This is a genomic window from Actinomyces israelii (genome assembly GCF_030253495.1).
GTDB lineage: Bacteria > Actinomycetota > Actinomycetes > Actinomycetales > Actinomycetaceae > Actinomyces > Actinomyces israelii.
Map to the genome: position 1 here is coordinate 2,435,699 of NZ_CP124548.1, position 21,421 is coordinate 2,457,119.

The 21,421-nt window shown below is 66.4% G+C and carries 18 protein-coding genes; 1 reads left to right on the top strand and 17 read right to left on the bottom strand.

The annotated features are described in order from the left end of the window. Complete coding sequence (locus AIF0345_RS10125; protein WP_311136085.1) at nucleotides 1-261, top strand: RNA-binding S4 domain-containing protein; 261 nt, start codon at nucleotides 1-3, stop codon at nucleotides 259-261. Between the two features lie 104 nt (nucleotides 262-365). On the opposite strand, the gene dnaE is transcribed toward AIF0345_RS10125, so the two are convergent. From dnaE to AIF0345_RS10210, 17 genes are all read right to left on the bottom strand, one after another. Next, complete coding sequence (gene dnaE, locus AIF0345_RS10130; RefSeq protein ID WP_285296088.1) at nucleotides 366-3,974, bottom strand: DNA polymerase III subunit alpha; 3,609 nt, start codon at nucleotides 3,972-3,974, stop codon at nucleotides 366-368. An 865-nt stretch (nucleotides 3,975-4,839) separates the two neighbouring features. Further along, complete coding sequence (locus tag AIF0345_RS10135; RefSeq protein ID WP_285296089.1) at nucleotides 4,840-5,637, bottom strand: hypothetical protein; 798 nt, start codon at nucleotides 5,635-5,637, stop codon at nucleotides 4,840-4,842. Further along, nucleotides 5,634-6,860 (bottom strand): radical SAM/SPASM domain-containing protein, encoded by a 1,227-nt coding sequence (locus AIF0345_RS10140; protein WP_285296090.1) that lies wholly within the window; start codon nucleotides 6,858-6,860, stop codon nucleotides 5,634-5,636. Before AIF0345_RS10140 ends, AIF0345_RS10135 begins: the two co-directional genes overlap by 4 nt. Further along, nucleotides 6,857-7,816 carry a cysteine peptidase family C39 domain-containing protein gene (locus tag AIF0345_RS10145; RefSeq protein WP_285296091.1) on the bottom strand — a complete coding sequence of 320 codons (960 nt, stop codon included), beginning with the start codon at nucleotides 7,814-7,816 and terminating at the stop codon, nucleotides 6,857-6,859. The genes AIF0345_RS10140 and AIF0345_RS10145 overlap by 4 nt, the downstream gene beginning before the upstream one ends. 24 nt (nucleotides 7,817-7,840) lie before the next feature. Next, the gene (locus tag AIF0345_RS10150) at nucleotides 7,841-9,946 is read right to left on the bottom strand and encodes an ABC transporter permease family protein (protein ID WP_285296092.1); all 2,106 of its coding nucleotides are present in this window, start codon (nucleotides 9,944-9,946) and stop codon (nucleotides 7,841-7,843) included. Then, nucleotides 9,943-10,614, bottom strand: coding sequence for an ABC transporter ATP-binding protein (locus AIF0345_RS10155; RefSeq protein WP_285296093.1), 672 nt, complete (start codon nucleotides 10,612-10,614; stop codon nucleotides 9,943-9,945). The genes AIF0345_RS10150 and AIF0345_RS10155 overlap by 4 nt, the downstream gene beginning before the upstream one ends. Nucleotides 10,615-11,476: 862 nt before the next feature. Continuing rightward, on the bottom strand, nucleotides 11,477-12,427 hold the full coding sequence (locus AIF0345_RS10160) for a 2-dehydropantoate 2-reductase (protein WP_285296094.1): 951 nt from the start codon (nucleotides 12,425-12,427) through the stop codon (nucleotides 11,477-11,479). A gap of 28 nt (nucleotides 12,428-12,455) precedes the next feature. Continuing rightward, nucleotides 12,456-13,055, bottom strand: a complete 600-nt coding sequence (locus AIF0345_RS10165; RefSeq protein WP_043560656.1) for a GNAT family N-acetyltransferase — start codon at nucleotides 13,053-13,055, stop codon at nucleotides 12,456-12,458. 45 nt (nucleotides 13,056-13,100) lie between these two features. Then, nucleotides 13,101-14,021 (bottom strand): RluA family pseudouridine synthase, encoded by a 921-nt coding sequence (locus AIF0345_RS10170; RefSeq protein ID WP_285296095.1) that lies wholly within the window; start codon nucleotides 14,019-14,021, stop codon nucleotides 13,101-13,103. Continuing rightward, complete coding sequence (gene lspA / locus AIF0345_RS10175) at nucleotides 14,018-14,803, bottom strand: signal peptidase II (protein WP_084682392.1); 786 nt, start codon at nucleotides 14,801-14,803, stop codon at nucleotides 14,018-14,020. Before lspA ends, AIF0345_RS10170 begins: the two co-directional genes overlap by 4 nt. Before the next feature lie 120 nt (nucleotides 14,804-14,923). Next, nucleotides 14,924-15,565 (bottom strand): DivIVA domain-containing protein, encoded by a 642-nt coding sequence (locus AIF0345_RS10180; RefSeq protein WP_268917359.1) that lies wholly within the window; start codon nucleotides 15,563-15,565, stop codon nucleotides 14,924-14,926. A 239-nt stretch (nucleotides 15,566-15,804) separates the two neighbouring features. Then, nucleotides 15,805-16,095, bottom strand: a complete 291-nt coding sequence (locus tag AIF0345_RS10185) for a YggT family protein (protein WP_043560666.1) — start codon at nucleotides 16,093-16,095, stop codon at nucleotides 15,805-15,807. Nucleotides 16,096-16,109: 14 nt separating this feature from the next. Next, nucleotides 16,110-16,583 (bottom strand): cell division protein SepF, encoded by a 474-nt coding sequence (locus AIF0345_RS10190; RefSeq protein ID WP_043560669.1) that lies wholly within the window; start codon nucleotides 16,581-16,583, stop codon nucleotides 16,110-16,112. 118 nt (nucleotides 16,584-16,701) lie between these two features. Next, nucleotides 16,702-17,478 carry a peptidoglycan editing factor PgeF gene (gene pgeF, locus AIF0345_RS10195; protein WP_285296096.1) on the bottom strand — a complete coding sequence of 259 codons (777 nt, stop codon included), beginning with the start codon at nucleotides 17,476-17,478 and terminating at the stop codon, nucleotides 16,702-16,704. A gap of 3 nt (nucleotides 17,479-17,481) precedes the next feature. After that, entirely contained in the window at nucleotides 17,482-18,783 is a 1,302-nt protein-coding gene (ftsZ, locus tag AIF0345_RS10200; RefSeq protein WP_268917360.1) for a cell division protein FtsZ, read from the bottom strand. A gap of 184 nt (nucleotides 18,784-18,967) precedes the next feature. Continuing rightward, nucleotides 18,968-19,906, bottom strand: a complete 939-nt coding sequence (locus tag AIF0345_RS10205; RefSeq protein WP_268917361.1) for a cell division protein FtsQ/DivIB — start codon at nucleotides 19,904-19,906, stop codon at nucleotides 18,968-18,970. Beyond that, complete coding sequence (locus AIF0345_RS10210) at nucleotides 19,903-21,417, bottom strand: UDP-N-acetylmuramate--L-alanine ligase (protein ID WP_285296097.1); 1,515 nt, start codon at nucleotides 21,415-21,417, stop codon at nucleotides 19,903-19,905. Before AIF0345_RS10210 ends, AIF0345_RS10205 begins: the two co-directional genes overlap by 4 nt. Nucleotides 21,418-21,421 lie beyond the last annotated feature (4 nt).

Sequence of the window (21,421 nt, forward strand, 5' to 3'; positions counted from 1 at the left end):
GTGCAGCCCCGGACGCCTCCTCACACGCCTTCGAGCCGCTACCCGTACGTGCCCGTGCGCGGACGGATCAGGCTCGGCCAGTTCCTCAAGCTCGCCGGCCTCGTCGAGGACGGCGCCGAGGCCCGCATGGCGGTCCAGTGCGGCGATGTCACCGTCAACGGCGAGACCGACACCCGTCGCGGGCACGCGCTCGCCGACGGCGACGTCGTCGTGGTGGACCTGCCGACCGGTGCCGCGGGCGCCGTCGTCGAGGTGGTCTGAGCCGGGCGGCGGGGGCCGCCTGCTCGCAGCCGGCCGCGAGGCGGCGGCGGGCGTCCCCGCCCGGCGCCGGGTTACGCGTAGAGCCGAAAGCGCCCTGCGGCTCCTCAGCGCCTCAGGCAGCCCGGCCCGAGCAGCGCCTTGATGTCGGAGTAGAAGGCGGCGCTGGCCTCGACCCGCAGCGAGGAGTCCAGCTGGGTGCGCACCTCCCGGCCGGGGCTGGTGAGGTTGAGCCGCACCGTGGACATGCCCGGGTGGTTCTCGAGGACCGCCTTGAACCTCTCCACCAGCGGGGCGGTGCACCGGTTGGTCGGCAGGGTGATGGTGACCGCCTCGTGGGCGGCGCTGGAGACGTCCGGGAGGGTCATCTCCTGGGCGTACAGGGCCACCTGCCCGTCGCGCCGGTTGAGGCGCCCGCGCACGGTGACCACCGTGTCCGGGGCCAGCATGGTGGAGACGGTCTGGTAGGTGCTGGGGAAGAACAGCGCCTCGATGCTGCCGCCCAGGTCCTCGATCTGGGCGATGGCCCACAGGTTGCCCTGCTTGGTGGTCTTGCGGGTCAGGCCCGTGATGAGCCCGGCGATCGTCACCATGGCGCCGTCGGGGCGCTCCTCGTCCTCGACCAGGTCGGCGATCTCGGTGTCGGCGAGCTTGCCCAGCACGCCCTCCAGGCCCAGCAGCGGGTGGTCGGAGACGTAGAGGCCGAGCATGTCGCGCTCGTAGGCGAGCTTGTCCTTCTTGTCCCACTCGGGCAGGTCGGGCACCTCGGAGGAGAAGACGGGGCCCGAGCCGAAGGGCGACGGCGCGCCTCCGGCCCCCTCCATGGCGTCGCCGCCCATGAGGGAGGCGAACAGGTCGAACTGGCCGGCGGCCTCGTTGCGCTTGACGCCGATGATCTCGTCGACGAAGTCCTCGTGGCAGGCCTGCAGGGCGCGCCGGGTCCTGCCCAGGGTGTCGAAGGCGCCGGCCTTGATCAGGGAGTCGATGGTGCGCTTGTTGCACACCACCGCCGGGACCTTGTCGAGGAAGTCCTCGAAGCTGGTGAACTCGCCCTTGTCCTCGCGCGCCGCCACGATCGCGTCGACGACGTTGAGGCCCACGTTGCGCACGGCCGCCAGGCCGAAGCGGATGCTCTCGCCGTCGGCGGAGAACTGGGCGCGCGAGGCGTTGACGTCGGGGGGCAGGACGGTGATGCCCATGTGGCGGCACTCCCCCAGGTAGACGGCCAGCTTGTCCTTGTTGTCCTTCTGGGAGGTCAGCAGCGCCGCCATGTACTCGGTCGGGTAGTGGGTCTTGAGGTAGGCGGTCCAGTAGGACACGACCCCGTAGGCCGCCGAGTGCGCCTTGTTGAACGCGTACTTGGCGAAGGGGACCACGACGTCCCACAGGGTCTTGACGCTCTCCTTGGAGAAGCCGCCCTCCACCATGCCAGCCTCGAACTCGACGAACATCTTGGCCAGGATGTCCATCTTCTTCTTGCCCATGGCCTTGCGCAGCGCATCGGCCTTGCCCATGGAGAAGCCCGCCAGGTCGGTGGCGATCTTCATGACCTGCTCCTGGTAGACGATCAGGCCGTGGGTGGTTCCCAGGATCGGCTCCAGGGCCTCCTTGAGCTCGGGGTGGATGGGCGTGATCTCCTGCAGGCCGTTCTTGCGCAGGGCGTAGTTGGTGTGGGACTCCGCGCCCATGGGGCCGGGGCGGTACAGGGCGCCGACGGCGGAGATGTCCTCGAAGTTGTCCGGCTTCATCAGCCGCAGCAGGGTGCGCATGCCGCCGCCGTCGAGCTGGAAGACGCCCAGGGTCTCGCCGCGCGAGAGCAGCTCGTAGGTGGCCCGGTCGTCCAGCTCGACGTGGTCGATGTCCAGCGGCTCCTTGCCGTTGGCGACGATGCCCTCCAGGGCGTCGGAGATGACGGTCAGGTTGCGCAGCCCCAGGAAGTCCATCTTGAGCAGGCCCAGGTGCTCGCAGGTGGGGTAGTCGAACTGGGTGATGTAGGCGCCGTCCTGGAGGCGCTGCATCATGGGGATGATGTCGGTCAGGGTCGCCGAGGACATGATGACGGCGCAGGCGTGCACGCCCCACTGGCGGGTCATGCCCTCCAGGCCGCCGGCGAGCTCGACGATCTTCTGGGCGTCGGGGTCCTCGGCGTGCAGCTCGCGGAACTGCTGGGCCTCCCCGTAGCGCTCGTCGGCGGGGTTGAACATGCCCTTGATGGAGATGTCCTTGCCCATAATGGTCGGTGGCATGGCCTTGGTGAGCCGGTCGCCCACCGCGTAGGGGTAGCCCATGACGCGGCTGGAGTCCTTCAGGGACTGCTTGGCCTTGATGACGCCGTAGGTGACGACCTGGCTGACCTTGTCCGAGCCGTACTTGCGCTTGACGTACTCGATGACCTCGTCGCGCCGGCGCTCGTCGAAGTCGACGTCGATGTCGGGCATGGAGATGCGCTCGGGGTTGAGGAAGCGCTCGAAGATGAGCCCGTGGCGCAGGGGGTTGAGCTCGGTGATGCCCATGGCGTAGGCGACCATGGACCCGGCGCCGGACCCGCGCCCGGGCCCCACGCGGATGCCCTGGGCCTTGGCCCAGTTGATGTAGTCGGCGACCACCAGGAAGTAGCCGGGGAACCCCATCTGCACGATGACGCCGATCTCGTACTCGGCCTGCTTGCGGCAGTCCTCGGGGATGTCGCCGCCGAAGCGGCGCTCCATGCCCCGCCAGCACTCGGCGATGAACCAGGACTCCATGGTCTCGCCCTCGGGGACGGGGAAGACCGGCATGAAGGAGGCGCCCTCATCGACGGTGGCGAAGTGGACGTCGCACTGCTCGGCCACCAGGAGGGTGTTGTCGCAGGCGCCCGGCATCTCGGAGAAGAGCTCGCGCATCTCCCGCCCGGGCCGCAGGTAGTAGGTGTCCCCGTCGAACTTGAAGCGGTCGGGGTCGGTGAGCACCGAGCCGGAGTTGATGCACAGCATGGCGTCCTGGATGGTGCGGTCCTCGGGGCGCACGTAGTGGGAGTCGTTGGTCGCCAGCAGCGGGGCGCCGAGCGTCTCGGCCAGGCGCAGCAGGTCCTTGGTGACCCGCCGCTCGATCTCCAGGCCGTGGTCCATGAGCTCGACGTAGAAGAACTCCTTGCCGAAGATGTCCTGCAGCTCCCCGGCGGCGCGCAGCGCCTCGTCCCACTGGCCCAGGCGCAGGCGCGTCTGGACCTCGGAGGAGGGGCAGCCGGTGGAGCCGATCAGGCCCGCCGAGTAGCGGGAGAGCAGCTCGCGGTCGATGCGCGGGGCCTTGCCCCACTGGCCCTCCAGGGAGGCGTAGGAGTCCATGCGCATGAGGTTGTGCAGGCCCTCGTTGGTGCGCGAGAGCAGCGTCATGTGGGTGTAGGAGCCGCGGGCGGACACGTCGTCGCCGCGCTGGGACTCCTCCCCCCAGAAGACTCTGGTCTTGTCGAAGCGGGAGGTGCCCGGGGTCATGTAGGCCTCCACGCCGATGATCGGCTTGATGCCGGCGGCCGTGGCGGCCGCGTAGAACTCGTAGGCGCCGAACATGTAGCCGTGGTCGGTGATCGCCAGGGCCGGCTGGCCCAGCCGCTTGGCCTCGGCGACGTAGTCCTTGATCTTGCCCGCGCCGTCGAGCATGGAGTAGTCGGTGTGGACGTGAAGGTGGACGAAGTCGTCCCTGGGTGCGTCCTGGGTGCCCTCGCTGCTCTTGTCCGCCATGGGCCCATCCTAGAGGAACGGCTCCGGGGCCCAGGTGCGGGTGGGGTGCGGGGCGCCACGCCGTCCCCGTCTCCTCCCGCATCTTCCCGCCAGCCCCTGTCGCCGAGATCGGTCCGGTTCCGGCTCGAGATCGGTCCGGGACGCCCGCCGGGAGCCGCGCTCTCGGGAAAGCGATCATCCCACGCACTTTCAGCACCGCGCTTCGCGCCGCCCGTATCGCAGAACTGTGGAATCACGACGATCCGCACCGCGCCCGAGACCGCCGATCGTCCTGAAAGCGCGTGGGGTGATTGCTCCCGGCTGAGGGCGACCCGTTCGGGGCCCTTCGGGACTCCGGCGGACTCCGAGGGACCAGCGCCGGGACCTCCCCGGCGGGCGGCACGGGACGCACCCCAGACGCCGACGGCGGTTGACGACGTGAACGTACCTTCGTCGCATGAACGTACCTTTCTCGCATCCTTCTGACCTCCACCCTCAGAAGGATGCGAGAAAGGTACGTTGAGGCTGGAAAGGTACGTTGATGTTCCCGCCTTCCAGCCGCCCCGCCCGGGCACGGCAGGCAGGGGGTCGGCTAGGTTGGTGGAGTTAGGCGGTGGTGGTGTTGAGCGCTGTGGTGTGGGTGGGCGTCTGGTGTGTTGGCGCGGGTGAGGTGCTCGGTCTCCAAGCCCCACTCCGGGCCGCCTCGAGCACCCCCAGCAACAGGCCATCACCCCATCCCGGCCCCCGGGGCACAAAGCGCGGGGCAAAACCGAGAAGGAGCATGGAAAAACAACAAGACGAGCGGCCTGAAATACGGCTTTAAACCACCCAAAACACGCCGGACCTCCACCCGCAGCCCAACATTAATTTTCGGCCTATTACATTATTACAACCATCCGCGCACAAAGAAAACTAATTTTACAAAAATCAACACAATCGACACAATCACAAAAATGTAATACACGAACGCCGGTCGACTCGCCGCAAACAATGAATGCGGTCTAAAAAAATTCATCAGCACTAATCGCCGCAGATCATAGACCTGAAAGATCTCTCGAAGAATATTAAATCCATCAGTGAAAAGTAAAGGATACAAATTAAGCATTACAATCAAAAAATTAAATCGATACGAAAAACTCAAAAAATATGCATGCTCCCAAAATCGCAACCAACATTTGAAGGCGATGAAGCAAGTCCACCCAATAGCAGAATTCATCAAAACTCCACCACTGTAATAGAATATTCTCTCAATGCGGGTGCGCTCATAGATCCTTCTATTAGAAATGTAAAGAATCGGAATCACACCATACTGCAGCTTAGCTCCAAAAAAAAGATCTGACTCTTTCTCAAGAAACGCCACACTCATATGTCCAAGCTCATGCAGGACCAGGCTCCATACAACAATGAAAGTCAATGGGGCCATCGCTCCGAAAATTACCGTGCTCACACCAAGGGCGCCAAAGAACCACAGCAGTCTGCCCAAAGTGACATCAAACCCAAGCTTAGGACCGCTATAGACACTGAGTCTCGCCTCGCCCTTCGGAATACCGCGCACGCGCATCCCAATCAGGTCCTGGGGATCCGCGACTCGCGTAGAATCGATAAGTGAATAGTTGCCGTCACTAGTCCGCAAGTAGGTGTATCGACTGCTGAACCTGCCTGATTTTACAACTTGGCGCATCACTTAATACTCTCTATCAGCTCGTTGACCCCAAAAAAATAGTTGTTCTGCAGAAACTCGCACATAGATCTACTCGGACGCGAAACGGAGCCATTCTCAATAACGCTCGCTCCGATGCAGGATTTACATACGTCCTTGATAGGACACCGCGAGCACACCGTCGAGCACGACTTTCGATTCGCTTCAAGATCAGCCACAAGAGCCGAGTTGGTCACTCCATCCCGAATCGTGCCCAGTCGATAACCGCTCCTGTTTATAAGCATAAAGCAAGGGTACAGATCTCCATTGACATCAATGGTGATTTCATCCAACCCAGCACCGCAGTAACCCGGATTGCATTGACGCTTAGTCAAAAAATTATACGCCTCTGCCACGGCATTATTCCGCAGACCTCTGGCATGAGCCGCAGCAATCATACGTGACTGAAGATCGCCAAGGCCTGCGAACTGCTCTTGAGAAAAAGCAAACTTTCCGCCGTGAATGTCGATGACCGGAGATAGGTGCAAATACTTCACTCCGACACTGACGAGTTGATCCATAAACGCCTCAACGTTGAGCCGTTCTTCTAAGTACGCTTCTACAGTCGCCGGACTGACGGTCAGCTGAACCGCGAGGTTCAGCCCACCGGATGCCATCCGCTCGGCATTCTTGATGATTGACTCGAAAGAGCCGCGGCCGCCTTTCTTAAACACCCGATACCGATCATGAAGCTCTGCAGGTCCATCAAGACTCACAGTGACCGAAATATTGTTTGAGACCAGCACCTCGAGGATCGATTCATTGAGAACAGTCCCATTCGTAACAATTGACCTTGCAGACTCTCGCATGGAAAAAGAATTCGAAGCACGTTCGCACAGCTCACCAATTGCCCTGATTTCAAGAAGCGGTTCACCTCCGAAAAACTGGAGATGCTCGATTCCTAAAGGAAAAGTCCGTTCTAAAAATGAAACCTCGTCATCAATTTGCTGCGCTTGGATTCTGTTCAGAGAACTCTTACCGTAAGCACCCTTACCAGCATAGCAATACGAGCAGCCGAGATTACAGCGTTCTGTTAGGATCAGGACCACGCGTCGAGCCTTTCCTGACCCCAGGGAGTAGGAGCGATCGCGCATGTTTTTTGCACAAGCATCATCAGAATTCTTCTTAGGAGAAGGCCCAGAGGGCAACTCCCTGTAGATACGATGGCTCCCCGAATCGTACAGCATTCCGTTCTTGAGGAGAATCATGCCACAGCCTCTCTTGCAATATCACTGATCTTATGTTCACATAAATAGCGCTTGCACATCGTTTGAAGGAACTGATAACGAAACAGCTCTAACCTGAGACCCCCGATATAGAGACTGAGGAAAATGAGCCAATGCGACCTAGTGATCTCGAATTTTTTGACATACATCAAACTGAAAACTTTGAACAAGAGACGATAGTAACTGATCACACCATTCTCGATCACCGCAGAAACTGGCATGTTATGATGCATAAAAAACTCCCGATTCTCCAAACGGCCATTTCGCGCGTTAAAGTCCGAGTAACTCATCCCACCGAGCGCGAGTTTCAAGAAGAATCGCAGAGCCCTCGTCGAGCTCACGCTGTGATGCCGAAAACCACGTATCGTCTGAATCGTCGAGCGTATCAATTCGATTCGACGGGCAAGAATCGAGCTAAAAGAGAGCTCCTCCGCAGATGAAGAATATGAGCAGCCAACTGAAGAATCGACAAACAACACGACATATCCCATGTATTGGACTGCCGGCTGAAATGGCGCCGTCCACAATTTGAGATCGCTGACAGTCATGACATGCTCTTGCTGGTCAAATGGATCAAAATACTTCAATTCGGCATCAAGGACATCATGGATGACGATGTAATGTGCTCCCATATGACGCCTAGGAGTTATGTAACTGAGATGATAACGATCAACAGCTGTGACGACAGGGCCCTCTTTCACGCGTTGCCGAATCAGCGCAATATATTCACAAAACGTGTCCGTCTTCACGCGTTGAAGTTGTGGATAGAGCGTCTGAACCTCGCTTACGTTAGGAAACCAGCTCGGATAGATAACTGGTACGTCAAAAGTCGTCGCAGCTGCTGTATCAATCCACGCTCGTGTCACCGTGTAGTTGGTCATGAAGGCTAGCTCAGCAGGCGTGATCTGTTCATCACCAACGATTTTATGGATGCTCATAATGTAACAGTCCATAGTCGTCACTCATGCCCTAGGATTAGTACGCAGGAACTGCCGGTAAATCGATTCACGGGTGATCCTGCGGTGGGCGAGCACAGAGAGAAGGACGATCAGAATAACGTGCTCAGCCGCAACCGCCACGATCGTTGTCGGCTCGATCGCGATGTCAACATAGGAGTCAGTACTATCGAGGATCCACTGAGTCAGATGGCTGGAGAGCTGGCCGGAGAAAATGAGGTTGACCAATAAGGCACCCAGGGCGACGGCCGCGAACAGTATAATCACGCTGCGCATGAACTCGCCCCTCGACATCCCGAACCCCCGCATGAGATTGATCTTCCACTCTATGAAGTCGATGAACGCGGAGAAGAGCTTGTAGGCAATATACGCGCTGACCAGGAGGATGACGGCGGTCAGTCCGTAGACAAGCGACAAGGTCCCTGCGGCCGAGTTCTGATAGAATTTTCTATAGTCCGCTTTGGACATGATCGTCGTACCGTCAGGAAATGTATTCTCAACCTCCCCCTTCGGACGATCGGTCGCATAGTAGGTCGTCCCTTTCCCTTTGTACAATTCTTCGAACTCAGCGTTAGACATGTAGATCATCATGCCTGCATACTGTTCCGTACCCACGACGTTCGTTATCGTCACTATCTTGCCATTGATGTTCACGGTATTCCCGACCCCGATATTGTACTTCGTGGCCAGAGCGCGCCCGATAGCAACAGAATCGTCATTGAGCGTCGAGCCGGACACCACATAGCCCTCATACCGGGAGAGATCGGTCGCATAAATCAGCGGATAGGCTCGCTCGCCGTTGACCTCAATTCCACTGACGGGATTGATGTACGCAAATCGATGAAGGTCATGCTTATCCTCTATAGAGTCCGGGAGACTGGCGGCTACGATCTGCGTCTCAAAGGGCATCGTCGTGTCTACCGATAGGTTCTCCTTCCGCACTACATCAATCCCGATGGATATGGTGCCGACATTGAGACCCGTGAGCACGGTCAGGATAACCAGCAGGCTCGCCAGGGTCGCTCCCATGCTCCTGTAGAGGGATGACACCATCAGATGACGCTGAATCACGATCTCCATAATAACGAGCAGAACCGCGGCGATGATGACGAGACCGTTCCTCGTGCACATGTATCCGGCCGCCCCTGCGGCAACACTAAGAATATAGAATAAAATCGACGGCGGCGCCTGGAATCTGGCAGTATTTCCCAGGCGAATTTTGACAAGAACTACCAGGATCAATGAGGCGATCAGCAGCGCAAATGTTGCCATCCATGCGGCAGCGAGAAGCAGAATCCAGTACCAGTGCGTCACGAGGGCCGAGACGATACCCGCGAGAAGAAAAACCGAGCCGGTTTCCCATGCCACCCGTCTGAGCTCTTTCCGGTGGATCGTCACATAGTTGGTCGCTATCTCCCAGGGACTCGCGCCGAAACCGGCCAGGGCCTGCAGCTGCCGTGACGAATCGATGACTTGACGAAGGATCAGAGTAATCCAGGCGACACCGCCCATGATCAACAGGGTGGCCGAGAAGATCCTGAGTATCAACTCGATGAGTGAATAGGTCTCGGCATTGATCTTCTGGTCGATGTTCTCGCCGGTCAACCGCACGAAGCCCGCGTCGGCGAGACGATCCGCGACGACTTTGTCCGGCTCCCGGTCGCATCGGATCTCACGCAGCGTCACCTTCGCTCCCGGTTCCATGAGGTAGATGTCGCCCAGACCATTGAGGGTCAGCGTCTCCGCGTACGTTCCAACGCACTGGCTGTCGCCGTCTGCATTGGAGGAATCGCAATCCGAGCCACCGCCGTCGGGAGCGACATACTCGTCCGCGCGTGCGGGGGCGCGCCCTCGAACCAGAGACAGCGTTGAGAAACTCGACATGAGCATATGGCCATCCTGGTCGGTACCGATGATGGTGGCCGATGAGTCGGCGAGCTGCTCTATGAGGTCTCCGGGATCTGCGAGAACCCCACTTCGGTTATTGCTGACGTAGTACGCGCCGGTATGAGCGTAGACGGATTTTTTAGATTCCTGAAAACCCTGCAAAGCAATCGTGCTGACAGCATGAATGAGAACAATCAGAAGAATAAAACGGATGACGGTCTTCACTGCTCCTCGCCTTCATGATGGAGCTCTCCGCCTCGGAGCCAGAACCGATGCTCGAACTGGCTGGCCACGAGCGTCGAGTGGGTGACGAGCAGTATCGTGCAGCTCTCCCGCTCATTAATATCTCGAATGAGGTCGATGACCGATTGGGAGTTGTCCTCGTCAAGAGCCCCCGTCGGCTCGTCCGCGAGAATGAGCTTCTTGTTCGCGACCAGCGCGCGTGCGATCGCGATGCGCTGCTTCTCTCCACCGCTCAGCTCTTTCGCGGTTCTGGGCTGGAACCCGTCGAGTCCGACCCTCACGAGCATGGAGTCGATCACGCCTCGATGCTCCTGTTTGGGGACTTGAGAGAATCTCAGGGCGAGTCGGAGATTCTCATCGACGGTGAGATCCTCGAAGATTCGAATGTCCTGGTAGATATAGGCGACGTACGAGCGGATGAGCTGCCGGGTTTTATTCTTCGAGAGCCCGGAGACCGGCTCGCCGTCATAGCTCACGACTCCGGCATCGGCTCGTTCGAACAGTCCAATGATATTGAGTAGAGTTGTCTTTCCGGACCCGCTCTCGCCCAATATAATATTGACCTCATCGGGCACGAACTCACAATCGATGCTCTCGAACAGAACCCGATCACCGAACGATTTCCCCAGCCTGTCAACCCTGACTCTCATAATACCTCTATCTGATCTAACCATTTAGAGTCGTGGTCGGCGGAGCCCACCAACTCCACCGACCACGACCACCGCTCCCGTCAGCAGAGGCCGCCGCAGCCACCGCCGGTCGCCGGGGACACGTCCTCCTCAAGCTCAACGAGCTCATCAAGGTTGATCTCGTTGCTCTTCTCCTGCTCCATTAGACTCACCTCCTTTACTTCAGCACACGAACCCAAGTTCCTTCGCTGGGGTGAAGACTATCACCTTTTCGAGCCGCACGCATCCGTTCGAGCGCTTTACTTGTCCGCGAATTTGCTTATAGCAGTGTTACGAAAGCCCCTTGAGTCAGTGGTCGATGCTGGCGAAGTTACTGGATGTGCGTCACTACCCGGTTCGTTGCAGTCTCCTCACCATAATGTGTCGTGAGAAGCGGCAGCCGTATAGATGCTAGGGGCGGGGGCCGAGCCGTTTGCGAGGGGCGTCAGGCTCCGGGTTTTCCGCAGAGTCGACCGTCTGGTTGTGGCGGCAGCTTCCAGGAGTCCTGGTTGCGGACGGCGTCAGCTCATGCAGGAAGCCTGTGTCCTCGGCCAGGACGCCGTCCAGGAGTCTTTCGGGCCCCTAGGTGACGGCCGGCAGTCGGCGTGGGCCTGGCCGTGCGCCAACATCCCGGCGCTGCGTCCCTCGACCCGGTGCGGCGCGAACGGGCCGGTCAGGTCAGCCCCGTCGGCGCGCCGCTGGTGGATCGCCATCGCCCAGGGCGTCGGCGCAGGCTCCGGGCGGCGTGGACCAAGAGGCCTGATGCTCCCGGCAGCGCAGTGCTTCAGGCGTTGCCTCCCGGCTCACCGCTCACGCGTCCCACCACCCCACGAGGCCACACGACCTACTGCGTCCGGGACGCGCGCTCCCGGCCAACCAGGGCGGCCAGGACCAGGTCGTGGATCGGGGTGGGCACGCCGGCCTCGTCCCCCGCGCGGCACACGGCGCCTACCTGGGCGTCGAGCTCGCTGGGCAGACCGGCGGCGATGTCCCGCTGCATCGAGGTCGTGGCGTGCTCGGGCTGCTGGTCGGCGAGCGCGAGAACCCGCTCCACGTACGCGGCCGGGTCCTCGGCCACCGGGTGCCCCAGGGCCGCAGCCACCTCGACGGTCTCACGGACCATGGCCCGATAGCTGTCGCGCAGCGCAGTCCGCAGGACGCCGATCGGGGCTCCCGCGACCGCCCCGAGGCCCCCCTGGGGCACGACGAAGGCGGCCTTGCGCCACAGCTCGGCCCAGATGTCCTCCGAGGCCCGCGCGCTCACCCCGGCCGAGCGCAGGGCCGCCACGAGCTCGCGGACCCGGGGGCTCGTCCCGCCGTCCCACTCCCCCACCTGCATGGCGCCCAGGTCGCTCATGGTCTCGACACGGCCGCGCTCCACCACCCGGGCGTAGACCCGGGCGACGCCGGGCAGGACCCGCTCCCGCCCCACGGCCCGGGCCACGAGCCGGGGCGCCTCCACCCCGTTCTGGGTGGTGACGACGGCGGTGCGCGGCCCGGCGAGGGCCCGCAGCGCCGGGGCCAGCCCGTGGATGGCCCCCACCTTGGTGGCCAGGAGGACCGTCTGCGGCCGCCGGCCGAGGGCCCGGAGGAGCTCGGCCGGGTCCGCCGCGGCCACGGGCGTCTCGATCCGGGCGCGCACCGAGCCTCCGGGCCCGGTCAGGGTGAGCCCGCGGCGGCCCAGGGCCTCCAGCGTCGCGCCGTGGACGAGGAAGCCGACGCGGTGACCGGCGCCGGCAAGCCGCGTCCCGAGCCAGCCGCCGATCCCTCCGGCGCCGATGACCACGATGTCCATGCCGTCTCCCGTCGTCGACCGGGGCCCGTCACCGGGCCCGGCGCCGCCCCGGGACTGCGGGGGCGAAGACGGTCCGCGCCATGTCCTGGTGCCAGATCCCCGCGTCCAGGTACCGTTCGCCGCCCACGACGGTGTAGCCGCAGCGCTCGTAGAAGCCCATGGCCTGCTCCTGGGCGGACAGCATGACGGTGACGGCGGCTCCGCCGTCCTCCTGGGCCACTGCGGCCCGCCGCCGGGCCGCGTCCTCGATGGCGGCGACCATCCGGACGCCGAGGCCCGTGCCCCGGCAGACGCGCCGCACGGCCAGCCGCCCCAGGTGGACCAGGCCGGGGCGCCCCGGGTCGGCCAGCAGCCGCCCGGCCGCCAGCGGCGCCCCGTCCGCCCCGCGGGCCAGCACGTGGATGGTGGTGGGCTCATCGTCGCGGGCGTCGATCTCCAGGGCCAGGGGGACGTCCTGCTCGGCCACGAAGACCTCCAGGCGGACGTCGGCGATGCCGGCGCGGACGGACTGCGCAGCCGGGTCCGCCGCGTCGCCCGCGCAGGTCTCGAACCGGTAGGGCTCGACGGCGGCGCTCACGGGCGGGATCAGCAGGTCGGGGAACCCGGGGTGCGTGGTGGACAAGGTCATCGGTTCCTCCAAGGCCGGTCGGTGTGCGGTTCGATCTATGAATGATCACGGCACGCGCAGCACGTCAAGGGCGTGGGCGAGGTCGTCGGGGTAGCCGGCGCGGAAGGTCATCCGCTCCCCCGTGATCGGGTGGGCGATGCCGAGCTCGCGGGCGTGCAGCCACTGGCGCGCCAGGCCGGTGCGGGCGGCCAGGGCCGGGTCGGCGCCGTAGGTGAGATCCCCCACGCAGGGGTGGCTGACAGCGGCCATGTGCACCCGGATCTGGTGGGTGCGCCCGGTCTCGAGACGGACCCGCGCCAGGCAGGCCGCGGGCATGGCCTCGATGACGTCGTAGTGGGTGACGGACTCGCGCCCGCCGTCAAGGATCGCCATCCTCCACTCCCGGCCCGGGTGCCGGCCGATGGGGGCGTCGATGGTGCCGCTGATGGGGTCGAGGTGCCCCTGGAGGAGGGCGTGGTAGACCTTAGAGACCTCGTGCTCCCGGAAGGCGCGCTTGAGGACCGAGTAGGCCCGTTCCCCCTTGGCCACGATCATGACACCGGAGGTGCCCACGTCCAGGCGGGAGACGATGCCCTGGCGCTCGGCCGCCCCGGAGGTCGCCACCCGTACCCGCATCGCCTTCAGGGCGCCGAGCACGTCGGGGCCGTCCCAGCCCATGGTGGGGTGGGCGGCCACGCCGGCGGGCTTGTCGACGACGACGATGTCCTCGTCCTCGTAGAGCAGCCCCATGCCGTCCACCGGGGTGGCCGCGGGGCCGGCGGGCCTCGGCTCGGGCATGTCCGCCTCGATCATGGCGCCGGCGGCCACCCGCCCGGACTTGCCGGCCGGGGCGCCGTCGAGGCGGACCGCCCCGGCCGCGCACAGCTCGCCCACCTTGGAGCGGGACAGGCCGGTCATCCGGGACAGGGCGACGTCGACCCTCTCCCCCGCCAGCCCGTCGGGCACCGGCAGCAGCCGCAGGCTCATGGCCGCTCGTCCCGGGCGGCCTCGTCCTCCGGCCCGGCGGCGCCCACCGTCGTCGGGGCACCGTCCGCGGCGGTGCCGGCGGAGGCGTCCGCGGCGGTGGCGGCGGAGGGGGGCCCGTCCCGCCCGTCTCCGCCTGCGGGAGCGTCGTCCACCTCCTGCTCATCGGTGCCGTCGGGGTCGTGGTCCCCCGCCCGGCTGCCGTCGATCTCGAAGCCCGCGGCGGACAGGGCCATAATGGCCGCGGCCGCGCCGACGATGGCGATGTCGGCGACGTTGCCGACGAACAGGCCCCCGTAGTCGATGAAGTCGACGACGTGCCCGCGGAAGATCCCGGGCTCGCGGGCGAGCCGGTCGATGAGGTTGCCGACGGCGCCGCCCAGGACGAGGCCGAGCGTGACCGCCCACCACATGGACCCCAGCCGCCTCGACACCCGCAGCACGATGACGGTCACGACCACGGCGACCGCGGTGAAGACCCAGGTCTGGCCCGTGGCGAAGGAGAAGGCCGCACCGGGGTTGCGGACGAGCACGAGGCCCAACCAGTGGCCCAGCAGGTCGATGCGCCCCGCGCCCCTCAGGACGGTCACCGCCCACGCCTTCGTCAGCTGGTCGACCACGACGACGCCCAGCGCGAGGCACCACAGCACGACGATCCAGCGGCTGGGGCGGGGCAGGCGCGCCGTCGCCGGTCTGGAGAAGAGTCGCCCGCGGGTGCCGCCGCGGGCGGCGGAGGCGCGCGGCGCAGGGATGTCGGCGGGTGCGGGGTCGGGCATCTGGCTCATGGTTCCTTGAAGTCGTCATGCGCGGCCGAGGGCGGCGGCCCGGGAAGGGCCGCCGCCCTCGGCCGACGGGTGCGGCCCGTCCGCACCGCGCCCGGCAGTGGCGCGCCGCGGAGGCCGGGCTCACAGGCCCGCGGCGGTCGCCTCCTCCCCGTCCTCGACGTTGGACAGCAGACCCTGCAGGTAGCTCTTGAGCCGAGTGCGGTAGTCGGACTCGAAGCGGCGCAGCTCGTCGATCTTGTGCTCCAGACCGGAGCGCTCCTTCTCGAGCTGGGCCAGGGTGCGGTTGCGCTGGTCCTCCGCCTCGCGGACGATCTGCTCGCCGGTGGCGCGGGCCTCGCCGATGATGCGCTCGCCCTCGGCGCGGCCGTTGGCGACGTGCTCGTCGTGCAGGCGCTGCGCCAGCTCGAGCATGCCGGAGGCGGCACTGGGCTCCTCGCCGCCACCGGGACCGCCGCCCTGGAACATGGTGGGCGGCGTCATCACCGGTGCGACCGGGGCGACCGGGGGCTGGGGCTCCTGCACGACCGGCTCGACGACGGTGGTCTCCGAGATCCCGCGAGCGGCAGTGTCGCCGAGCTCGGCCACGCGCCTGTTGGCGGCCTCGAGCTTGGCCTTGAGGTCGGCGTTCTCAGCCTCCAGCTGGCGCATCGCCTCGACGACCTCGTCGAGGAACTCGTCGACCTCGTCCTGCTCGTAGCCCTCGCGGAACTTGGTCGCCTGGAACTTCTTGTTGAGGACGTCGTCTGCCGTCAGCAGCGTCATGGTCGTCACCTCGGTGTCGTTACGGAAGATGTCACGGTCACCGGTTCAACCGGTCACTCATGCAACTAGGGTACCTGAACTCGAGGTTCAGGCCACTTTGGATGCACCCGCTCATGTCACGGTGCGATATCGATAGCCCGCGCAAAGCGCCCGATTCTCGGCCTGACGCCCATTACTCCGCTGCTGGAAAAGCCTGACGAGGAGCGTGTCACGGCAGTTCAGCGGCCAGCGGAGCGCCGTCAGCGCAAGAGCGCAAGCAGGCGCTGGAGGATGACGATCGCGACGACCAGCACCAGAAAGCTCAGGTCGATGCCCATGCCGCCCAGCCGCAGCGCCGGGATCATCCGGCGCAGTCGCCGCAGGGGCGGGTCGGTCAGCCCGTAGACCAGGTTCGCCACCACGAGCACCACGCCGGTGGGACGCCAGTCCCGGGCGAACATCTGCACCCAGTCGATCACGACGCGCACGAGCAGGACCAGCATGTAGAGGCTGAGCAGGCTCGAGAGGATCGAGGCCGTCGCGGCGATCATCGTCGCCCTCCTCCTCAGCTCTGGTTGAAGAAGCGGCCGTTGGCGGCGGTGGCGATGGCGCCCCCGTCGATGTCGACCGACGCGGGCGTCAGCAGGAAGACGCGCGGCGTGACCCGCTCGATGGCGCCGTGGAGGCCGAAGACCAGGCCGGCGGAGAAGTCGACCATGCGGCGGGCGTCGGACTCGCTCATGTTGGTCAGGTTGACGATGACGGGCACGCCGTCGCGGAAGGACTCGCCGATGACCCGCGCCTCGTTGTAGGTGGAGGGGTGGACCGTGACGATCCGGCGAAGATCCGGGGCGGCCGCCGGCTCGGGAGCATCGGCCTCCTCATAGGCGCGGTCGTAGGGCTCGTCGTACTCCTCCTCCTCAGCGGGCGCGTACTCCTCGTCGTCATAGGCGGCCTCGGCCTGGTAGCCGCCCTCATAGGCGTTCTCAACGGGCTCGGAGTAACCGAGGAAGTTCGTCATCTTGCGCAACGCGCTCATGGTGTGCTCCTTCTCCGTCCGGATCCCTGAGCAGCCCGGACGTGCTGACGGTATCGGCGTTTAGGAGGGGGGCTGCTGATTCGTCGCGGCGTGTCCCGGCCCGGTAGCGCCGGACCGGTCACGCTTCGGTGACGGCTTGACAAGCCCGGGTGACGACGATTCCCGCAATACGGCCGGTTGTCCCATCGCGCCGATAGGAGAAAAAGCGCCGGTCCTCCGCCGTGCACCACGGGCCGCCGGCGATGCGGGTCACGCCTGCCCGTCCCAGCTGGGCGCGCACCCCCGCGGCGACGTCGAGCCCGGGCGTGCCCCAGCGCGTCGTGGCGGCGCACTCGGGCTCGATCTCGGCCGCGGCCCGGCGCATCTCCTCGGGGACCGCGTAGCAGGCGCCGCACACCGCCGGGCCGATGGCGGCCCACACGTCGCCCGCACGCGCTCCGCGGGCAGCGAACGCCGCCAGCGCCCGGGGCACGACGCCGTCGAGCATGCCGCGCCTGCCGGCGTGGACGGCGGCGACGAGGGCGCCGTCGTCTGTGGCGAGCAGCACCGGGACGCAGTCGGCCACGAGCACCCCTGCGGCGCGCGGCGCCCACGGGTCCCGGCACTCGACCACCAGGGCGTCCGCCGTCGGGGTCCGGCCGCGCCGCGCCGTGGCGACGACGGCGGAGTGGACCTGGGCCATCCAGCCGATGTCGTCGGCGGCGAGCTCCAGCGCGCCCGCGAGGAGGCGCCGGTGGCGCTCCACCCTCTTGGGGTCGTCGCCGACATGGGCGGCGAGATTGAAGCCGGCGTAGGGATCGGCCGGCGTCACGGGCGGCGCCCCCGCGCCGCGGGTGGTGAAGCACCCGCGCGCACCAGGGCCCAGAGCAACCCGCAGGAGGTCGTCGGGCCCCATGGCTCAGCGCAGGAAGTCGGGCAGCTCGATCTCTTCCTTCTCGGCGTCCACGCCGATGACGCGCGGGACGTCCAGCTCGGGCCCGGCCTCGGACAGCGGGTCGTCGACGTAGGTGGGAACCTCGTTGGTGGGGGCCGTCGTAGGCGTCGGGGCGGGAGCGGGCGGCTGCATGCTGGCGACCGGCAGCGAGGGGCGCACCACGGGACGGACGACGGGGTTCTCGGCGGCGTGGGCGCCTCCGCGCGAGGCGAACACGGACGCGGCGGGCTCCGGCGGGGCCGACGGGGCCGGCGACGGCGGCGCCTTGGTCAGGTTCTGGGCCGGCTTCTGGACCGGCGCGGCCTTGCTGGCGGGCAGGGGCTCCTCGTCGAAGCCCGCGGCGATGACGGTCACCCGCACCTCGTCGCCCAGGGCCCCGTCGACCACGTTGCCGAAGATGATGTTGGCCTCGGGGTGGACGGCCTCGCGCACGAGGTTGGCCGCCTCGGAGATCTCGAACAGGCCGAGGTCGGAGCCCCCCTGGAAGAACAGCAGGACGCCATGGGCGCCCTCGATGGAGGACTCCAGCAGCGGGGAGGCGATGGCCTGCTCGGTGGCGGACAGCGCCCGACCCTCGCCGGTGGCCGAGCCGATGCCCATCAGGGCGCTTCCCGCGTCCTGCATGACGGACTTGACGTCGTTGAAGTCGACGTTGATCAGGCCGGGAGTGGTGATGAGCTCGGTGATGCCCTGAACGCCCTGGAGGAGCACTTGGTCCGCCTGCTTGAAGGCGTCGACGACGCTGATGTTCCGGTCCGCGATCTGGAGAAGACGGTCGTTGGGGATGACGATGAGGGTGTCAACCTCGGCACGCAGGTTGGCGACACCGTCCTCGGCCTGGGCGGCGCGACGGCGCCCCTCGAAGATGAAGGGCCGGGTGACCACGCCGATGGTCAGAGCCCCCAGCTCGCGGGCGACCCTGGCGACGACGGGCGCCGCGCCGGTGCCGGTGCCGCCGCCCTCGCCGGCGGTGACGAAGACCATGTCGGCCCCCTCGAGGGCCTCGCGGATGTCGTCCTCGTGGTCCTCGGCCGCCTTGCGGCCGATGGAGGGGTCGGCTCCGGCGCCCAGCCCTCTGGTCAGGTCCCTGCCGATGTCGAGCTTGGTGTCGGCGTCCGACATGAGCAGGGCCTGGGCATCGGTATTGACGGCGATGAACTCGACGCCGCGCAGTCCGGCCTCGATCATGCGGTTGACGGCGTTGACGCCGCCACCGCCAACGCCCACCACCTTAATGACTGCCTGGTAGTGCTGCGATTCCGCCACTGTCTGCCTCCGCGAGTTCGTGCCGAGCCCCGTGGGACTCCCTCAACCCTCAACCTCAAGTTAAGGTTTATACTTATGTCATTCTGACGATGACATGGGCAACGCTATGGGGCTCTCGCGCGGCGCCGTCGCATTTGCGCTCGGCGTGTTTCTGCGCGAGTCCCACGACTCGTGCCCCGGACACTCAGCCCCCTCCCGACGTCGTCGGACTGTGCGGGCTCGAGACGTCGTAGGTGGAGGCCGGCTGCCCCAGCAGGACGGCGAGAACCTCCGCCTTGAGGGCCGAGTCCGCGCTGTCCCCCCACACGACCCGGGCGCCCGAGCTGAGCACCAGGGTGACCTGCCCGGTGGTCGTGGCGCTGCCCGAGGCCACCTGCTGGCGGGTCTGCGTGTCCAGGCTGCCCACGGCCTCGGCGACGGCGCCGACCTGCTCCTGCGTCAGCGCCGCTTCGCTGTCGGCCGTGATCTCGGCCAGGCCCGACTGGGACTGCTCGGCGGTCCCCAGGACGACGGCCTCCCCGTCGAGGATCTCGTAGCCCGTCTCGGTCCTGTGCTGCGCCACCGGCACCCGCATGGTCAGCGCGACGGCGAGCCCGTGGGGCCACGACCGCGTCACGGCGGCCGACTTCACACGCACCAGGTCGCCGGCGACCTCGTCGCCGAGCTCGGTCACGTCCAGGCGCACCAGCGACGTCCCCGCGTGCCCGGACAGCGCCTCCTGCACGTCGGCGGCCTCGACGCTCCCGTCGGACCCGGAGACCGTGACGTCGCCGGTGCGCAGGGCGAGCAGGGGGGAGTAGGCGAGCGCCCACACCAGCACGGCCGCGCCGGCCGCAGCAGCGAGAGTCCACGCCAGACGGCGCAGGAGCAGGGCGCGGTCGGCGCGGCGGCGCTCGGCGAGCCGGTCGGTCAACCCGGTGGACACCACGCGGTCGCGCCGGTCGGCGCGCGCCGCCCCGGCGCGCCGACCGAAGACGTCCAGGGCGCCCTCGGAGCGCGCCCCGGGGACGGGCCTGGCTACGAGGTCGCGGCCAGGCGTCGGGGCGCCGTCCGCGCCGGAGGCGGCCTCGGGGACCTCCTGCGGGTCGGGGACCTCGGGGCGCGGGGCCCTCGGCTTCCTCATGCCGGACCGTCCTGACGGGCGCCGAGCCGCTCCAGGATCACGGGGCCGAGCCGGGTGACGTCCCCGGCGCCGATGGTCAGCGCCACGTCGCCGGGCCGGGCGGCATCGGCCAGGGCGCGGGCGGCCCGGTCGTGGTCCGCTATGTACCGGGCGCCCTCGACCCGGTCGGCGACGGTGGCGCCGGTGACGTCCGGAAAGTCCTCCTGGGTCTCGCGCGCGGGGTAGATGGAGGTCACGACGACGACGTCGGCGTGTCCCAGGGCGACGCCGAAGCGGTCGGCGAAGGCGCGGGTGCGGGAGAACAGGTGCGGCTGGAACAGCGCCAGGACGCGGCCGCCGCGGGCGTCGGCGACCTCGCGGGCGGCGGTCAGCAGCGCCTCGATCTCGGTGGGGTGGTGGGCGTAGTCGTCGATGACGCGCACCCCGGCCGCCTCCCCGCGCACCTCGAAGCGGCGCCCGGTCCCGCCGAAGGCGCCCAGGGCGCGGGCCATGGCCTCAGGGGCCACGCCCAGCTCGATCCCGGCGGCCCAGGCGCCGGCGGCGTCCAGGGCGACGTGGTCGCCGGGTAGGGCGAGCTCCAGGCGGATCGGACCGGTGACCGTGCGCTCCTCCGGGCGCGCCGGGCCCTGCCGCGTCGCCGGGCCCGCCTCGCCGCTCCACAGGGTCAGCCGCGCGCTGGTGCCGCCGGCGCGGCGCTCGGTGATCTCCACGCGCGCGTGGACACGATGGGCCCCGCCGCAGAGGCCCCCCGACTCCCCCGGGCAGGCGCCGTCGGTGCCGTAGGTCGTCGTCAGCACGCCCCGGTCGACCGCGGCGCGCGCCAGGCGCGCACCGCCGGGGTCGTCGGTGCACACGATGAGCCTGCCGCCGGGCCGGATGCTGCACGCGAAGTCGAGGAAGGCCCGCTCGAAGGCCTCGGGGGTGCCGTAGCTGTCGAGGTGGTCGGGCTCGACGTTGGTGACGACCGCCAGGTAGGGGTCGTAGTTGAGGAAGGAGCGGTCGGACTCGTCGGCCTCGGCCACGAAGGCGCGGCCGGCGCCGAGGCGGGCGCCGGTGCCCAGGTCGCGCACGACGCCGCCGACGGCGAAGGAGGGGTCCTCCCCCGCCACCGACAGGGCCTGGGCGAGCATGCCGGAGGTGGTCGTCTTACCGTGGGCCCCGGCCACGGCCACGAAGTCGCGCCCCCGGGCCGCCAGGGCGAGCGCCTGGGAGCGGTGGATGACCTCCTGCCCGCGCTCGCGGGCGGCCGCCAGCTCGGGGTTGGTCTCCTTGATGGCGGTCGAGACCACGACCGTGGCCCCGGGCGGCACGTGAGCGGCATCGTGGCCCAGCACGACCGCCAGGCCCAGCTCTCGCAGGTGGTCGAAGGCGTCGCCGCCGACGGCGTCCGAGCCGGTGACGGTGGCGCCGCGCTCGGTCAGGAGCTGGGCGAGCACGCTCATGCCGGCGCCGCCGACGCCGATGAGGTGGAAGGCGCGCCCGCTGAGGTCGGTCGGCTCGTCCGTCGTCATCACT

Coding starts and splice junctions, on each gene's coding strand:
- dnaE (WP_285296088.1), bottom strand. CDS start 3,974: ATGGCGGACAAGAGCAGCGAGGGCACCCAGGACGCACCCAGGGACGAC.
- AIF0345_RS10140 (WP_285296090.1), bottom strand. CDS start 6,860: ATGATTCTCCTCAAGAACGGAATGCTGTACGATTCGGGGAGCCATCGT.
- AIF0345_RS10145 (WP_285296091.1), bottom strand. CDS start 7,816: ATGAGCATCCATAAAATCGTTGGTGATGAACAGATCACGCCTGCTGAG.
- AIF0345_RS10155 (WP_285296093.1), bottom strand. CDS start 10,614: ATGAGAGTCAGGGTTGACAGGCTGGGGAAATCGTTCGGTGATCGGGTT.
- AIF0345_RS10160 (WP_285296094.1), bottom strand. CDS start 12,427: ATGGACATCGTGGTCATCGGCGCCGGAGGGATCGGCGGCTGGCTCGGG.
- AIF0345_RS10165 (WP_043560656.1), bottom strand. CDS start 13,055: ATGACCTTGTCCACCACGCACCCCGGGTTCCCCGACCTGCTGATCCCG.
- AIF0345_RS10170 (WP_285296095.1), bottom strand. CDS start 14,021: ATGAGCCTGCGGCTGCTGCCGGTGCCCGACGGGCTGGCGGGGGAGAGG.
- lspA (WP_084682392.1), bottom strand. CDS start 14,803: ATGAGCCAGATGCCCGACCCCGCACCCGCCGACATCCCTGCGCCGCGC.
- AIF0345_RS10180 (WP_268917359.1), bottom strand. CDS start 15,565: ATGACGCTGCTGACGGCAGACGACGTCCTCAACAAGAAGTTCCAGGCG.
- AIF0345_RS10185 (WP_043560666.1), bottom strand. CDS start 16,095: ATGATCGCCGCGACGGCCTCGATCCTCTCGAGCCTGCTCAGCCTCTAC.
- AIF0345_RS10190 (WP_043560669.1), bottom strand. CDS start 16,583: ATGAGCGCGTTGCGCAAGATGACGAACTTCCTCGGTTACTCCGAGCCC.
- pgeF (WP_285296096.1), bottom strand. CDS start 17,478: ATGGGGCCCGACGACCTCCTGCGGGTTGCTCTGGGCCCTGGTGCGCGC.
- AIF0345_RS10205 (WP_268917361.1), bottom strand. CDS start 19,906: ATGAGGAAGCCGAGGGCCCCGCGCCCCGAGGTCCCCGACCCGCAGGAG.
- AIF0345_RS10210 (WP_285296097.1), bottom strand. CDS start 21,417: ATGACGACGGACGAGCCGACCGACCTCAGCGGGCGCGCCTTCCACCTC.